This is a genomic window from Mycobacterium sp. shizuoka-1, assembly GCF_002723835.1.
GTDB lineage: Bacteria > Actinomycetota > Actinomycetes > Mycobacteriales > Mycobacteriaceae > Mycobacterium.
This window is the reverse complement of sequence record NZ_BEWG01000049.1, coordinates 1-14,140: the sequence shown is the minus strand read 5'-3', so window position 1 is coordinate 14,140 and position 14,140 is coordinate 1. Positions and strand designations below refer to the sequence as shown.

Here is a 14,140-nt window from a genome sequence, read left to right as displayed (position 1 = left end):
CCAACAACCCCTGGATCCGATTTCACGTCCCCCGACAGTGGCCACCCTGGCGACTCGTCGCCGGCATCCCCACCACCACCATCGCCCAGACCATCGCCGACCTCTACGCCGACGGCATCGACGCCGGCCACCTCGGCGACATCCTGCGCGACACGCTCACCCGAGCCCTCACCAACATCACCGACCTCACCGACGCCCTCGACCCACTCACCAACGGCGCCGGCCGAGACACCATCGAACACGCCCTCACCGTCGTAGGCGCTCCCGCCCACCTCATCGCCGCCAACGAACTCCTCTTCACCGGCCGATGACCTGGGCCCACGAATACCGCACCAAGCAAGCATTCTGGGTCGCGCTACGCACCCGCGCCACCCGCCACGCACGCACCACCCAACCACCACAACCCTCACACGAACTGTTGCGCCAGTTCGTCATTCAACGATTCATGGCACGCGTATTCAACGCCAACGAGCCACCCTGGGTAGTCGCCGGCGGCATCGGAATGCTCATCCGTGTCCCCGGAGCCCGCGCGACCCGAGACCTCGACCTCACCGCCACCGAGCCAGGGCGCAGCGACCGCCACCAGGTCCTCGACGACATCGCCACCCACACCGGCCTCAGCGACCTCGACCCGTTCGACTACACCGTCGACACTGCTGAGCCGTTCACCGGCGTCATGAACGGCACCAAACTGCGCATCACCGCCACCATCGGCGCCGACCGCGCCGCGGTCTTCGCCGTGGACGTCGCCTCCGACACCATCCCCATCAGCGACATCGAGCGCCGCCAACCCAATCCGATAGTCCCCGACGTCAAAGGCATGTCACCCCTACCAGCTGTCCCGCTCTACCCACTGGCAAGCCAACTCGCCGACAAGATCATCGGCGTCATGTACCGCGACACGACAGGACGATCCACCAACCGCTACCGCGACCTCGTCGATCTCACCCTCTACGCCGGCGCCGTCGACATCAACGGTGACGACCTGCGCACCGCCCTGGATCGCCGCGCACAAACCCGAACCCAACCGCCCCCCAACACCATCGACATACCCCCCAACTGGTCCAACGGCTACACCCGCATCGCCACCACCACCTCACTGCCCGAACCCCTACGCCACCTCGACAACGCCGCCGATACCGTCAGCGCCTGGCTCAACCCACTACTGTCCGGGGAACTCAACACCGGCTACACGTGGGACCACCACGCCGGCGCATGGCGCCCACCAGACCGCGGGCCCACAGTGCCAGGACAGGTTTGGGTACGCCCTCACACCAGAGACGGCCGCCCCATCACCGACCACTACCGCCGCCGCCCCCAACGCTGACCCCAACCTGTCGGCACCCGAGAGCACAATCACAGCCGTGAGCGAAAACCATTTCACCCGCCAGCCCCGCAAACACACCGACGCCACCATCGCCGACTTCGCGATCCTCGTCCGCCTCCCCGGAAACCCTTCAGCGATCAAGGTTTTCACCGAAGCAGAGCGCCCCGAAGCAGCCGCCTACGCCGCCGCGACCGGCGGCACCATCGAGCCTCTACCGCAGACATAACCGCGCCGATCAGCTCCTCTTGAGAACCCACCGCCGTGCCCGCATAGTCGCATCAACGTCTCATCAACTGGCAGCGAGGAACGGCGACGATGATCGAGCAACTCGTCCACGACATCGAACCCGGTGACTACCTACCCGAATTCGGCGCCACCGTCACAGCCATAGACATCGTCATCGACCACCCGGGGTGCGAGAACGCCTCCATCACATTGTCCGACGGCAGGACGATGCAGCTCGCGGGACTAGACGACATCACCGTCGCGCCCGCACCCGACTAGCAGCGGCTTCCGGCCACGGCTTTGCCACCACGCTCGCCCTTAAAGCCCATGCCACATCACACTTCCCGAGCTGCCTCCAGAATCCGACAAGACTGCGCGACGAGCATCGAAAATCGGGCGTGATCTCCAAGGTGCGGAATGACTCCTACCGGCTTCAAATTCTCCCGACGTTGGCTACACGTAGCGCGATAGCCCGCCCGCGCCAGCCAAACGGGGTGGAGCCAGCCGCGATGGGCGGTAGCTGCGATGGTCCGTCCGGGCCGACGATAAGCGCGGACTTGGCGTAGATAAGAGAGACCACTAGCCCGATGAAAAGGGCTGCTGCTAGGGACATTGCAAGGAAGGAGTGGTTCAGGCCGGTCACGATCACGAAGACCAGGCACAGAAACGCACCGAGTAGGCGCACCTCCGCGCCGATGCCCGCCGCCCGCACGTCAGCCGCGACAGCGTGGAGCCGCCACTGGTCGACAAATGACTCCACTGCGGCTCCGTCGAGTGCGTCAAGCGCCTCCGGGCCATCGGTGAGACACCAGCGGTAGTAGTCCTCGGCCGCTTGCAGCTCGGCACCCTTGCGTGTGGGCCTGTCCTTCAGACCATGCGCCGCCAGGAACGCTACGGTCATCTCGGCGTCGCGGCGCAGCCTCACGGCCGCGTTGTACTTGTTCCACGCCCGTGACTTCATACGTTACACCTGCCCCACACGTTCACGAACTCCACGGCGGATTCGCTCGACGACGCCCAATCGATCGAGGGCGCACAGTTGGGGATAGATGCGGTAGCCGGTCTCGGCGTAGCGGCGGGCGCCCAATAGCTCGCAGACGCGGCGAGTCGATACCGGCAGCGGCCACTCACTGCGTAGCGCGGCGAGGATTTGGTCTCGGATGGCCACGGGCCGCGCGGACGGCCTACCCACGAGGGCCTCGCTCGGCAGCGGAGGTCGCGCATTCCGCGAATGGCTCGGTCCGCTGAATCATGCTGCACTCCCCCATCATTGGCGTATCGGGCAGGATCACCTTCGCGGGGTGACCCCGTGGTGAGCTGCGCAAATCTCATGCTAAGGAGTGTTCGGTGCACTATTCCAGAGGAGCTCTCCCGCTCGCCCGGGACCGGACATCACCGTCGCGCCCGCACCCGACTAACAGCGGCTTCCGGCCACAGCTTTTCCACCACGCTCGCCCTTAAAGCCCATGCCACATCACACTTCCCGAGCTGCCTCCAGAATCCGACAAGACTGCGCGACGAGCATCGGAGCTGACTGTGCAATGGCGCGATGAACCGGATGGTCGGCCGGGTACCGGGCGAGGACCTCGCTGAGGCGACCAGCGGGATCCACCGGCGTGCCGTCGGGACCATTGCACAGATCCGCGCAGCTCAAGATAGCGAGATTGGTTTGATCGGGCTCGGGGCAGCCGGCCAGTGCGTCTGACAGTCCTCGTTCGCGGGCTTCGAAGGCGGCGCCGGTGTGATGAGCGACCAGAGCTACAACCTCGGCTGCAACCTGCCCCGTTCCCGACAGTCCAGCCAGGTATGCGGCCCCATCGAGCGGATGGAAACCCGTATTAATCAGGCCCGGGGCGTATCCGATGTCGTGAAGCCACGCGGCGCATACAATCTCATCGGCAGCGCTTGGTGCGAGACGGCTCGCCAGACCCGCAGCAGTCTTCGCCACCGCCACTGTGTGAGACCACCGACGGGGCAGCGCTTCTGCGAGCAGGTCCGAAGCGAGCTGTCGCGCCTCCTCGACACCCATATCTGCATGCATGTCATCTATCCGATCTGCCCACTCCGGACGCTTCCTCTCACTCACGCTGATTCGGCGATCCGCCTTACGTTTCAATAGCACCCGCTGCCGACCTTCTCCGAACTGGCGGTCCGCCTTCCACCGTATGCCTCCGCACCGTCGCATCTCCAAGAACCGGCATCTCGCGGCCGCAGTGCGAGCAGATCCCGCGCGGGTTGGCGTAGCTGCCCGGCGAATCCAGACGTACTACAGACGGCGGAGTACGACTGCCCACGCACCACCTCGACGACGAATCTCCGGGGCTGACGCGCAGCTTCACGCCGTACCGCCCTGGCCCATACGAGTCGTAATCCGTTGGCTCGACACAGTATCCGAGCGCCCGCAACCGCGACTCTGCCGCAGAAGCGTTTCCACCAGAGTTCAGATGCAGGATTACCGACCCGCCCGCCTCGCGCGTCGACCCGATGACCGCATCCGCTACATGGTGGCCGAGCCGCTGCGAGATCGCCTCGACAGCATGGCGCTCTACGTGCCGAGACTGCACCTGCCGTACCGGCCCCACCGTTCTCATGGAGCGGGCTCACCTTCCCTCGGCCGATTGGCACACAGGTTGACGAACTGGCGAACCAGCGCTGCCAGATCGTCGGCCGCGCCTGCTTCGGCGTCACCATCACCTGATGCGGCCGCGTTGGAGAAGCGCCTTTCCGCCTGATCGAGAGCCTTGATATTGCCGTCCAGGGTCGACAGAATGCGTTCAATTCCGTCAGGTGGTTGCACTGTCCCCAGTGGGTGTGGACGTTCGATAGCTGGTGAGTCCATCGCGTCGACCGCCGCGTTCAACTCGGCGTCCGTCGGGTCCCCACAGAAGCGCCAGAACACATCGCGGCATTCAGCGCCACGGCGGATTCGCTCGACGACGCTCAATCGATCGAGGGCGCACAGTTGGGGATAGATGCGGTAGCCGGTCTCGTCGTAGCGACGGGCGCCCAATAGCTCGCAGACGCGGCGAGTCGATACCGGCAGCGGCCATTCAGCGCGTAGCGCGGCGAGGATCTGGTCTCGGATGGCCACGGTCCGCGCAGACGGCCTACCCACGAGGGCCTCTCTCGACGGTCATGACGCAGCACCTGCCAGCGTCGGAGTGGCCGCGGTGGTCGCACCCGCGGCGTTGTCGTGCTCGGTCGCGCTATCGATGTTCATCGCGCGGCGGATCGCCTGGTGCAGCACGTGCGGCGCCTCCTGGGGGAGCATGTGGCCGGCGCGAGGAAGATGCACGTGTCGAGCACCAGGAATTCCGCCAGCGAGGTCGCGCCCGTGTGCTGGCGGTGTCAGCGGGTCTGCACCTCCGCTGATCACGACGGTGCGGGCCCGGATTGATCCCAGGACCGGATACTGGTCGTAATCGCGAAGAGCCGGCAGGAATCCGACCGCAGTGGCCAAGGTGACGGTGCTGAACGCATCCACTGCGAGCGAGGCCAACGTCGCTGCCGGCGGATTGCGTCGCCATCGGCTCAGCGTCACGCACAGGGGGCTGAGCATCGCCTTCATAGCCTGCTCAGGGACGTGCTCTGCCGCACCACGCAGTGCCGCGGTGGCGGGAGTCCCCAACAGCTGGCCCAGGCCGCGGCAGCAGAGCTTTCCAGCTGCGCTAGCCGCCAGTACAAGCCCGGCAGGATCGATGGGCCTGCCGGAAGCGGGACGAGCAAGATAGCCCAGTGCGGTCATCCCACCCATCGAGTGCCCGACCAACGTCGTCGGGCCGACCACATGCGCCGCTTCCAGCACCCGTGCCAAGTCCTCAGCCAGCCGGTCGATGCTGTAGGTGTTCATCGGTGCGTGCTGCGAGCGCCCGTGTCCGCGGTGGTCGTAACTGATGATCCGGATCGCCGGACCGTACCGACGCACAAGGCGGTCGATGTGCACCGACCAGGTCAGCTGCGAAAGACATAATCCATGCAGAAAAACCACAGTGTGCGTTGCGGCGTTGGAGCCGGTGTCACGAACTGCGAGGGCGACACCATCATCTGTTGTGACGGTGAGCTCGCGATTGGTCGGCAATGCTAAACCCGACAAAGGAGATCGCCCATTCGCGAATGGCTCCGTCCGCTGAAACATGCTGCACTCCCCCATCATTGGGCGTATCGAACAGGATCACCGCGCGGGGCGACCCCTTGGCGAGCTGCGCAAATCTCATGCTAAGGAGTGTTCGGAGCACAATTCCAGAGGAGCTCTCCCACTCGCCCGAGACCGGGGCCCTTGGTGGCCCGCAGCCGATCGACGTCGAGCGACGCCAACGGCAGCCCCTGCTGGTGGCCAGTGTGCATGTCGGGGGCGAGGTCGCGCAGTTGCGTGGGGTGGTGCGGGAGCTGCTGTTGCCCAACCAGCGGTCTATTCACATGAAGAACGAGCGGGATAGCCGGAAACGGCAGATCGCCGCGGCTCTAGTGGCTGCCGGGGTGCAGGCGAGGGTGTATCGGGCTGGGCAGGGTTGTCGTGGATCCCGGCTCTGCACGGGCGAGGCCACCGCCAGGCGGTGCCGTCCCGCCTGGTCCAGCACCGGGTTCGGAGCCACCGAGGTCTGCTCATCAGCCACCACCACCGTGGGCCGGGTAAACAAGCCGTCGAGCCCCAACCACGCCCGCGCCACCACAATGCGCGGCTGCTCCCCAATGGCCTTCGCATACGCCGCCAACACTCGCGACCTCGGCCCCGACATGCACACTGGCCACCAGCAGATAATCACGGCGCTTGCTCTCTTGACGTCCTCCCCACGGCTGAAGCCGGGGGATTCCAACCCGGTTCATGCTGCGGGTGCAGCAGTGGTGGGTTGGCGCAGTAATTCCTCGCGGTTTCCTGCTGGTTCCTGGTTCAGCGACCGCGCTCGGCCCGCGGGCCTCGGTTGGTCTTCACAGGCGGTGACCGCACGCCCTGCGGCCAGAACGTTCTTGGCGGCATTCACATCCGCGTGCTCGGTATGCGGGCAGTGGGTGCACCGGAATACCGCTTGGCTCTCACGGGATTTCGGGTCCACATGCCCACACGCTGAGCAGCGTTGCGACGTGTAGGCCGCCGGCACCTTCACGACGTTGGTCCCGGTGTAGCGGGCCGCCGAGGACAGGACCAACGCGAACTGATGCCACCCCTTGGACAGGATGGCGCGGTTGAGCCCGGACTTGGCAGCCACGTTGCGCCCGGGTTGGTCGATGGTTCCTTTCGCTGATTTCGTCATCTGTTTGGTCTTGAGGTCTTCGAGGACGACCACAGCGTTGGCGGCCGCGATCTGGTGGGCGGTCTGAGCGGCGAAGTCCAGGCGCCGCCGGCGCTCGCGGGCCCGCACCGCCGCTAACGCGGCGCGGGTCTTGTCGCGGTTGGTCGAGCGTTTCGCACACCGCGACAGCTTGCGCTGCAACGCCACCGCCCGGCGGCGCTCCCCAACGGTCACGAACGCCTGGTCGATCAGGGCACCATCGCTGGTCGCGATCGCCGCCGCGACACCGCGGTCCACCCCCACCGCGCTGCCCGGTGACGCGTGGGCCTCGGGGGTCTGGCGACCGTCGTCGACAAGCACCGAGACGAACCAATGCCGGCCCTCTCGTGCGAGGGTGGCCGAACGGATAGTCTCACCGTCGAGGCTGCGACTGGCGCGGAACTTCACCCAGCCCAGCTTGGGTAACTTGATCCGGGAGTGGCGGCGGTTGAGCTTCTCCACGGCCATCTTGTTGCCCTCGGGGAACCGGAACGACGGCGCCCACCGACGCCCCGATCGCCACCGCACCTTCCACGTGCCATGCTCACGGCACGCCCGGTCCAGATCCATCAACGTCTGCTGCAAGCAATGCCCGGGAACATCTTTCAACCAGAGATGCTCGGTCTTGGCTTCGGCCAGCTCCTTGGCCTGGGGCTGGTAGTTCATCCACGCCCCACGGCGGCGATACTCCCGGCGCTGCTCCAACCCGGTGTTCCACACCGCCCGGCACGCCGCGCCGATCCGCTCAGCGTAGTCGGCTTGTTCGTCGGTGAACTCGACCCGAAACCGCCGCCCCGTCAACACAACTCAACGATCCTTCTGCGACTCGACGTAGCGTTTGATCACCGACAACGGCGCCCCGCCCACCGTGGCCACGAAGTACGAATTCGTCCACAACGACGGCAACCGCGATTTCAGCCATGGGAATTCCTCGCGTAGCACCCGCGACGAGCGGCCCTTGATGGCCTTCACCAGTTTGTGCACCCCAAACTGCGGGTCCACTTCCACCAACAAATGAACGTGATCAGGCATGGTCTCCATCTCGATCAACCACGCCCCCTTCTCGGTGATCACCTCGGCGATGATCTCCTTCAAGCGGACTTCCATCCGGCCACCGATCACCTTCCGGCGGTACTTCGGGCACCACACCACGTGATATGCGCACTGGAACGCGATATTCGCATTCGTCCGCAACGTAACACCCACAAACCGACAAAATTTGACAGGCTGCACCTACCTAATGCGTCGACACGCCAGAACACACATGCCAGTGGCCACTCAAAGAGCAAACTTGACGCGCTCACCCCCAGGGTTGAAACCCGGGGTCCGCCGCGCTACCCACCTTCGATCGCGTGGTGTTGGGCCAAGGGCGGACACTGGCGGCAGATGATCGCTTCGGCGGTGACCGAGGTCCGGGAGGTCTAAGCACGTTGTGGTCCCCGTGAAATATGCAAAGCCCGAGCGCCACAGTCGTCCGGCTGGGTCTCGGGCTCACTTCCTGAACGCTCACCGCGCCAGGCACTATCCAGCATAGCGGCTGGCGCGGTGAGCGTGGTAGTCGATCAGGAGATGGAGCGGTGCGCCATGGTCTCCACGGACTCGGTGATGCTGGTGACGCGCTTGACCAGGTTTTCCAGTTCTTCGCCGATGGTATCGCGGCTACCGTTCTGCTGGCGTATGGCAACGAGGACAGCCTCGTTGATCTGGGCTGCCGCGGTGGTGGCCTGGGCGAGGACACAGAGGGCGTGTGCTGAGGCGTAGGCGATCGCCTCGGCGGGCGGTAGTTGTGCAGGATCGACGCTTTTGAGTGCAGTGCGGGCAGGTTCGAGAGCTTCATTCGTGGTGGTCAATAGGCGGCGATGATAGGAGAGTCCTCCGACATCGACGTCTAGACGTCTCAGCGTTATAACGTTTTGATGTTGCGACGGTCACTGAGTCGGTGCGCCCTCTTCGGTGGAAGCTGCCGTATCCGGCGCGGCCGCTTTCACCGAACTCGATGAGTAGATTCATTGTGTCCTCATCAAGCCGTCCATCGCCGCTTCGTACGGCACGTAGGTCCGGATCTCGCACCCGATGCCGGTTATGTTGTCGCGGAGGATTATTCGCCCTTCGCCACCGTTGCGCGAGACTCGGCGTGCCGCTATGGTCGCAGCTTCTTCGGTTGCGTTGTTCCGTCGATGGGTCACGAGGCGTCGATGGTGTAGCTGTCCATTCGCGTTTCGTCGTCGCTGAAGGTCTTTGTGCCGTCGTCGTGACAGTGCACTTTCCAAGGCCGCTGGCGACTCACTGGCAACCTCCCCTTATGTGCAGGCCCTGTGCGGCCAGCGCGCGGCGGTAGTTGGGCCACCGCAAGAGCTCGTCGCCGCGTGCACGTTGGTCAACTACCCGGCCATGAATGGCCAGGCTTGCAGCTGTTGTTCGTGACTGGCTGTCACGCTTCACGCCGCGCTGGGGGCCGTTGACTGGGCCCAGGTGGTTGCTGCTCGGTGCGCGATGTTGTCGGCGCCGAGGATGTCTGCGTGTTCTGCGGTGTATCCGCAGTCCCGACAGACGAACTGGGCCTGGCTGGTCCGGTTACGTCTGTCGATATGGCCGCAGGCGGTGCAGCGCTGGCTGGTGTAGGCCGGGTCCACTTGGACTATCGGCACACCCGCGCGGGCTGCTTTGTAGCTGAGGAACGCCCCGAGCTGGGCGAACGCCCAGCTGGAGTGGGTGGCGCGTTGGGGCTTGCGGAGCCGTACCCGTTCACGGATGCCGGTCAACTCTTCGACCGCTATCCCGCGTCCGGTGCGTTCAGCCTCGGCCACGATCCTCTTCGAAATCTGGTGGTTCACATCCGCGGCGAACCGTGCCTCCTTGCGGGCCCGTTTGCGCAGCAGCCGTTTCGCCGACTTAGTGTTCTTCGCCTGCAGCTTGTGACGCAGTTCCCGGTTGCGGGTGCGGCGGTCTTTCACACTGCCGCGGCCGGCCGCACCTTCGGGTGCTTCGGAGCCGTAGTTGCTCATCAGTTCGGCGGCGAGGGGCCGGTCGCTGGTGACCGCGATGTTCTCGATCCCCATATCGACCCCGATCCAGCCAGCGGCGGTGTCGAGGTGCTCGCCGGTTCGCACTGCCGGTTCGGGCAGGTCGACGGTCGCGATCAGATACGCCACGAGCGGGCCGCTACCGCGCCGCCGGCGGCGGCGGATCACCAGATCAGTTTCCCCGCTGCGATGCGCGCGTAGCAGGGCGATTTGGCCCGGTTCGCCGACAAACCGCAGGTTTTTCAACCGGCCGTCGACGGTCCAGATCGACACCACCCCACCGGTATCGGTATCGCTGTCATGGGTCCAGGACAGGCAGCGGTCGTCGAACGGCTGCGCCGACAACGCCCCGAGTCGGATCGGATTTGCTTCCACCTTGGCTCGCCGCGCACTGCCCGGCTTGCCGTACCGACCATTACGTACGTTTGCCCTCAACGTGGTGTAGGAGTCGGCGACCTTGCGGATACACGACTGCGCAACCTGGGCGCCCAGTCCGGCGTGCTGGCGGGCCTGGGCATAGGTGATCGCCCGCAGATCCCGGCCGCGAAACACCCCCTCGCGGTGCGCGATCGCCGATACCAGGTTCGCCGTCTGGTTACACGCCATCAGGGTGCGGGCCAGCGCATCCAGCTGGGCGGCGTCCGCCTCCAGCCGAACCTGCACCACCTGCTTCATGCCCGCTACCCTAACCATTTCGGTCCGACACACACTCGGAAATCCATGCCAGGATAACATTGGTCTATGTCGCCGCGGTGGGAACCAGATCCCGATGTTCGCAGGGGAAGATCGGTGGTCTACAACCTTCATGCGCATTTGGTCTTCACGTCAAAGTACCGGCGCGGGCCGTTCACCGACGAGATCCTGCGCCGGTGCGAACAGATCATGTCCGACGTGTGTGCCGACTTCGGTGCCGAGCTGCGCGAGTTCAACGGAGAAACCGACCACGTGCACCTACTCGTGCACTACCCACCCAAAGTCGCGATCTCACGGCTGGTCAACAGCCTCAAAGGCGTCTCCGCCCGACACCTACGCCAAGAATTCCCCGCCCACATTCGCAAATACCTGTGGGGCGAGCACTTCTGGTCACCCTCTTACTTCGCCGGGTCCTGCGGTGGCGCACCACTGTCAGTGGTCAGGGACTACATCGAAAACCAGAAACGACCCAACTAGTCCAAGGTGCCAGCGCTACGCGCCGACACCACGATCAGGATGCGATTCCTCCCGGGCGTGAACGACCGGGGTTCCTCGCAAGATAACCGCTGAACTGCCGCCCTGGCTGGCCAGCCAGTGTTTCGATGGACATGTAATAGCCGCTTGCGCTGTAGGTTTTGCGGCCACCGGGCCTGACCACGAATCCGCAGCGTCCCGTCGTCGTAGACATGCTGAATACCCCAGTGGAAGGCCCGGGGTCCGTGGTCGATCTGGCCGTCGCCAGTGATGATCGACCCGTCGACCGTCTGGGTTAGCTCGTAGGTGGCGAACCCGAACGGGGACGCTCCAGCTCGACCGGCATGGCGTCAGCGCTTCCACGTGGAGATCTCCGACACGGCGACAATGCCAAACCCGGTTGGCATTGCCAAGTGTGCTCAAGGCCCACGCGGCACTCAGGCCGAGGTCGCGAAAAGAACCGGCTGCACGCGAGAGCGCATCCGGCAGATAGTCCGCGACGGCGCACCCGTGCCGGCGAATCGCGCCATACAAACACCAGAGCCGTGGCCCCACAGTCCATCCGAAGAGAACCGGACCGGCACCGGAGACCTCCCCCCTCCAATGGCCACGCCCTAACTTAGGGCGTAGGATGGAGTCGCGGGCAGGCAGAAGGCCACACCCCACCGGAAGGACCACGATCATGACCGCGACAGCAACCGCAACCGTATCCGCCGAAGCCCCCAACTACGCCACTGACGGCTCCCGGGGCTACCAGCTCACCATCACCGACGGACCCCGCCACACCACAGGATGGATCCGCATCGGCGACGACGGGCACACGGTCTACTGCACCATCAACGGCGCGCCGTGGCGGCCCGTCGGATCGGTCGACAAGGGTCTGACACCGGCCTGGGTCGCGACACACGCCGACGCTATCCTGCATCACCGCTGACCTCGCCTTATGTCCGACGCGGCGGGCATCCACAACCCCGGGGACATGAGTAAGGAACTCGCCCAGCATGACACCCGCAGACTTCAAAACGATCCGCGAATCACTCGGACTATCAGCCCAGTGGCTCGCCGACGCCGTGGGCGTCGACCAACGCACAGTCCGACGCTGGGAAGACGGCGCCCTGCCTCTGCGTACCGATGTCGTCGCTCTGCTCACCCAGCTCGACAAGCAGATGGACGCCGACGTCACCGACGAACTTGCTCGCATAACTGCCGAGCTCGCCCCGGGCCAGGGTGCCACTGATGTCGACCAGCTGCTGGCCTCAATGACCCCTCAAAGCTGGCCCACCACAACCGTCCCCCGCGTTGACGCCGACGTCGACGACCCATCCACGACGGGACGTCCGCTGCCCGCCGCGTTCTACCGCGCCGCGGCCGGACGGCTCCGATGGGCCCTGGATGGTCGCCTGCGAATCACCTACACAGCCGCTACCGGTAGCTAGGAAACCTGATGTCCCACTTCACAATCACTCACATGCAGTCCGGGCCGGAGGACCTGAGCACGCAGCTGCCCCGTACCGGGTCGACCGTGCGTCTGTTCGCCGGCGACACCTACTACGCGACCCTCGACGAACCGGTGTACTTCCGCCCAGATGAAGCGTTCCCCCTCGACCGCTGTGACCCTGATCTGCTCGGCCACGACGACCACGGCCCTTACCTGTGGATCACCGATGTCGTCGTGCACCCGCACACGCCCGGTCAGCGCCCGCACCGCGGGATGACCGACTTCCCCATGGCCCTGTCCTACGTCCTGGACCCGACAGCGGCCGCCGACGACACACTGGACACCACCAAGACCGCGGTCGTGGCCGTCGTCCTGATCGACGACGCCCCTTCCGCCGGACGGCCCACCGATCAGGTCCCCGATCCTGCTGCCGACACGCCGCTCCAGCAACCCCAGCCCGCAGACCCCGAGCAGCAGGCCGCCGGAGCCATGCGGGCACCCGAACAGCTCCAGGCGGATCACGAGCCGACCGTGCCCCTGCAGCAGCAGATCGACCACATCAAGGCTCAGCTGGTGACCATCGCCGGAGCGCCGCTACCCCTGGACTCCGCGACCCCCGCACATGTAAGACCCGACACCGAAGATCATCACGACGGGCCGTGCTACAGCATTGCCACAGTCGGTCCCGCTGGCACCCTATACCGCTACCGCACCCGAACCTTCCTACACGGCACCGTTACTCGCGAGACAACCGCAGTCGACGAACTGCTCTACTGGATCGCCGACGACCTCGCCCGCACCACGGCGTGGCGACGGGCCAGTGCCTCACCGGCTGCCGCCACCATGACCGAAGCAGAACGGATGCGACTCATCGCTATCCCGCTGTGGCACAGCTACATGTTCGCGATCCGCAAGGACTGGGGTTACATGACCAGCCAGGCCACCGCCGAGGCCACCAGGGACAAACAGCCCGTCCCCCACGCCGTCTGAACGCCTCTCGTCGACACCGCTCGTCAGGCGCCTGGTGAAGGCACCACCACGGCAGAGGTCCCGTGCTCCTCGGCCGGCAACGGCGTGCCGGCACTTGGCCCGGGCGCCGGTCCTGAACCCTGCCCGGCAGGCTGCGTCCCAGCGACGCTGGGCTCCGGGGCCACTGCCGGCAGCTCTGGCGCACCGTCACCCGCCGGCAACGGAGTGCCCTCGCTTCCACCCTCGATCGGGGTGCCCTGGCTGCCGCCCTCGACGGGGACGACTGCGCCGTCGGTGACCGGCGTGGTCGAATCCGCGGCCTCGCCCGCGGGGACCGCTTCTGTCTCGGCGCCAGCCGGCTCAGCAGCCACCGCGCCGCCCGCACCGGAGCCCGAGGACGCGCCCGAACCCGACCCGGACCGCGTCGCCGGCCGCTGCGGCACCGGTGGCGGCTGCACCCACACCGCCAGATCTGGCCCGCCCGCGTTGTACACCACGCTGTCGGGAGCGTCGCCGGTGACGTCGAAATAGATTGTGCCCGTGGTACTTTCACCCTGACCCAGGGTGGATGGGTTCACGCCCTGCGGCGTGGCTACACCAAACAGCACCCGGTAGGTCTGCCCACTCCGGGCCCGGGCGTTGAAGTTCGACTTAGCGCCCACAATTCGTCCGTAGAAGCCGTTGAGGCTGGTAGGAAAGTAGCGGACGCGTTCGTTACATGGCT

The 14,140-nt window shown here is 65.5% G+C and carries 17 protein-coding genes and 1 pseudogene; 9 read left to right on the top strand and 9 right to left on the bottom strand.

Annotated features, from left to right (window positions below; all coding sequences use genetic code 11):
• From MSZK_RS15495 to MSZK_RS15480, 4 genes and pseudogenes are all read left to right on the top strand, one after another.
• A pseudogene (locus MSZK_RS15495) lies at nucleotides 1-311 on the top strand (hypothetical protein); the annotation flags it as partial.
• The gene (locus MSZK_RS15490) at nucleotides 308-1,327 is read left to right on the top strand and encodes a nucleotidyl transferase AbiEii/AbiGii toxin family protein (RefSeq protein ID WP_011896205.1); all 1,020 of its coding nucleotides are present in this window, start codon (nucleotides 308-310) and stop codon (nucleotides 1,325-1,327) included. The pseudogene MSZK_RS15495 and the gene MSZK_RS15490, both read left to right, overlap by 4 nt.
• A gap of 37 nt (nucleotides 1,328-1,364) precedes the next feature.
• Nucleotides 1,365-1,553 carry a hypothetical protein gene (locus MSZK_RS15485; protein WP_049777510.1) on the top strand — a complete coding sequence of 63 codons (189 nt, stop codon included), beginning with the start codon at nucleotides 1,365-1,367 and terminating at the stop codon, nucleotides 1,551-1,553.
• Nucleotides 1,554-1,642: 89 nt separating this feature from the next.
• Complete coding sequence (locus MSZK_RS15480; protein ID WP_041801112.1) at nucleotides 1,643-1,831, top strand: hypothetical protein; 189 nt, start codon at nucleotides 1,643-1,645, stop codon at nucleotides 1,829-1,831.
• A gap of 154 nt (nucleotides 1,832-1,985) precedes the next feature.
• Here the strand turns inward: MSZK_RS15480 and MSZK_RS15475 are convergent, their stop codons facing one another.
• The 8 genes from MSZK_RS15475 to MSZK_RS15420 all read right to left on the bottom strand — a co-directional run bounded on the left by MSZK_RS15475 (nucleotide 1,986) and on the right by MSZK_RS15420 (nucleotide 10,517).
• Complete coding sequence (locus MSZK_RS15475) at nucleotides 1,986-2,513, bottom strand: hypothetical protein (RefSeq protein WP_011896206.1); 528 nt, start codon at nucleotides 2,511-2,513, stop codon at nucleotides 1,986-1,988.
• Between the two features lie 513 nt (nucleotides 2,514-3,026).
• Entirely contained in the window at nucleotides 3,027-3,581 is a 555-nt protein-coding gene (locus tag MSZK_RS15465) for an HD domain-containing protein (RefSeq protein WP_011896207.1), read from the bottom strand.
• A gap of 558 nt (nucleotides 3,582-4,139) precedes the next feature.
• A complete protein-coding gene (locus tag MSZK_RS15455) occupies nucleotides 4,140-4,643 on the bottom strand; it encodes a hypothetical protein (RefSeq protein WP_233211335.1) in 504 nt (167 codons plus the stop codon).
• Nucleotides 4,644-4,685: 42 nt separating this feature from the next.
• Nucleotides 4,686-5,705, bottom strand: a complete 1,020-nt coding sequence (locus MSZK_RS15450) for an alpha/beta fold hydrolase (protein WP_233211334.1) — start codon at nucleotides 5,703-5,705, stop codon at nucleotides 4,686-4,688.
• A 667-nt stretch (nucleotides 5,706-6,372) separates the two neighbouring features.
• Complete coding sequence (locus tag MSZK_RS15440; protein ID WP_011896210.1) at nucleotides 6,373-7,623, bottom strand: RNA-guided endonuclease TnpB family protein; 1,251 nt, start codon at nucleotides 7,621-7,623, stop codon at nucleotides 6,373-6,375.
• 3 nt (nucleotides 7,624-7,626) lie between these two features.
• Entirely contained in the window at nucleotides 7,627-8,025 is a 399-nt protein-coding gene (gene tnpA / locus MSZK_RS15435; protein WP_041801115.1) for an IS200/IS605 family transposase, read from the bottom strand.
• A 356-nt stretch (nucleotides 8,026-8,381) separates the two neighbouring features.
• Entirely contained in the window at nucleotides 8,382-8,669 is a 288-nt protein-coding gene (locus MSZK_RS32395; RefSeq protein ID WP_011896212.1) for a hypothetical protein, read from the bottom strand.
• A 588-nt stretch (nucleotides 8,670-9,257) separates the two neighbouring features.
• Entirely contained in the window at nucleotides 9,258-10,517 is a 1,260-nt protein-coding gene (locus MSZK_RS15420) for an RNA-guided endonuclease TnpB family protein (RefSeq protein ID WP_011896213.1), read from the bottom strand.
• 66 nt (nucleotides 10,518-10,583) lie between these two features.
• Between MSZK_RS15420 and tnpA (MSZK_RS15415) the strand changes: the two genes are divergently transcribed.
• The 5 genes from tnpA (MSZK_RS15415) (at nucleotide 10,584) to MSZK_RS15400 (ending at nucleotide 13,437) form a co-directional block, all read left to right on the top strand.
• The gene (gene tnpA / locus MSZK_RS15415) at nucleotides 10,584-11,012 is read left to right on the top strand and encodes an IS200/IS605 family transposase (protein WP_011896214.1); all 429 of its coding nucleotides are present in this window, start codon (nucleotides 10,584-10,586) and stop codon (nucleotides 11,010-11,012) included.
• Between the two features lie 384 nt (nucleotides 11,013-11,396).
• A complete protein-coding gene (locus MSZK_RS33590; RefSeq protein ID WP_371411341.1) occupies nucleotides 11,397-11,627 on the top strand; it encodes a sigma factor-like helix-turn-helix DNA-binding protein in 231 nt (76 codons plus the stop codon).
• Nucleotides 11,628-11,691: 64 nt separating this feature from the next.
• A complete protein-coding gene (locus MSZK_RS15410; RefSeq protein ID WP_041801116.1) occupies nucleotides 11,692-11,943 on the top strand; it encodes a hypothetical protein in 252 nt (83 codons plus the stop codon).
• Nucleotides 11,944-12,010: 67 nt separating this feature from the next.
• The gene (locus tag MSZK_RS15405; RefSeq protein WP_011896216.1) at nucleotides 12,011-12,445 is read left to right on the top strand and encodes a DNA-binding transcriptional regulator; all 435 of its coding nucleotides are present in this window, start codon (nucleotides 12,011-12,013) and stop codon (nucleotides 12,443-12,445) included.
• Between the two features lie 32 nt (nucleotides 12,446-12,477).
• On the top strand, nucleotides 12,478-13,437 hold the full coding sequence (locus MSZK_RS15400) for a hypothetical protein (RefSeq protein WP_041801117.1): 960 nt from the start codon (nucleotides 12,478-12,480) through the stop codon (nucleotides 13,435-13,437).
• A 23-nt stretch (nucleotides 13,438-13,460) separates the two neighbouring features.
• Here the strand turns inward: MSZK_RS15400 and MSZK_RS15395 are convergent.
• Nucleotides 13,461-14,140 (bottom strand): DUF1942 domain-containing protein (locus MSZK_RS15395; protein WP_099249245.1); only part of this gene is annotated, 680 nt, incomplete at its 5' end.

Bases quoted from the DNA above. Each gene is read 5' to 3' on its own strand.
- MSZK_RS15490 (WP_011896205.1), top strand. From the start codon at position 308: ATGACCTGGGCCCACGAATACCGCACCAAGCAAGCATTCTGGGTCGCG.
- MSZK_RS15480 (WP_041801112.1), top strand. From the start codon at position 1,643: ATGATCGAGCAACTCGTCCACGACATCGAACCCGGTGACTACCTACCC.
- MSZK_RS15475 (WP_011896206.1), bottom strand. From the start codon at position 2,513: ATGAAGTCACGGGCGTGGAACAAGTACAACGCGGCCGTGAGGCTGCGC.
- MSZK_RS15465 (WP_011896207.1), bottom strand. From the start codon at position 3,581: ATGGGTGTCGAGGAGGCGCGACAGCTCGCTTCGGACCTGCTCGCAGAA.
- MSZK_RS15450 (WP_233211334.1), bottom strand. From the start codon at position 5,705: ATGATGGGGGAGTGCAGCATGTTTCAGCGGACGGAGCCATTCGCGAAT.
- MSZK_RS15420 (WP_011896213.1), bottom strand. From the start codon at position 10,517: ATGAAGCAGGTGGTGCAGGTTCGGCTGGAGGCGGACGCCGCCCAGCTG.
- tnpA (WP_011896214.1), top strand. From the start codon at position 10,584: ATGTCGCCGCGGTGGGAACCAGATCCCGATGTTCGCAGGGGAAGATCG.
- MSZK_RS33590 (WP_371411341.1), top strand. From the start codon at position 11,397: ATGCCAAACCCGGTTGGCATTGCCAAGTGTGCTCAAGGCCCACGCGGC.
- MSZK_RS15410 (WP_041801116.1), top strand. From the start codon at position 11,692: ATGACCGCGACAGCAACCGCAACCGTATCCGCCGAAGCCCCCAACTAC.
- MSZK_RS15405 (WP_011896216.1), top strand. From the start codon at position 12,011: ATGACACCCGCAGACTTCAAAACGATCCGCGAATCACTCGGACTATCA.
- MSZK_RS15400 (WP_041801117.1), top strand. From the start codon at position 12,478: ATGCAGTCCGGGCCGGAGGACCTGAGCACGCAGCTGCCCCGTACCGGG.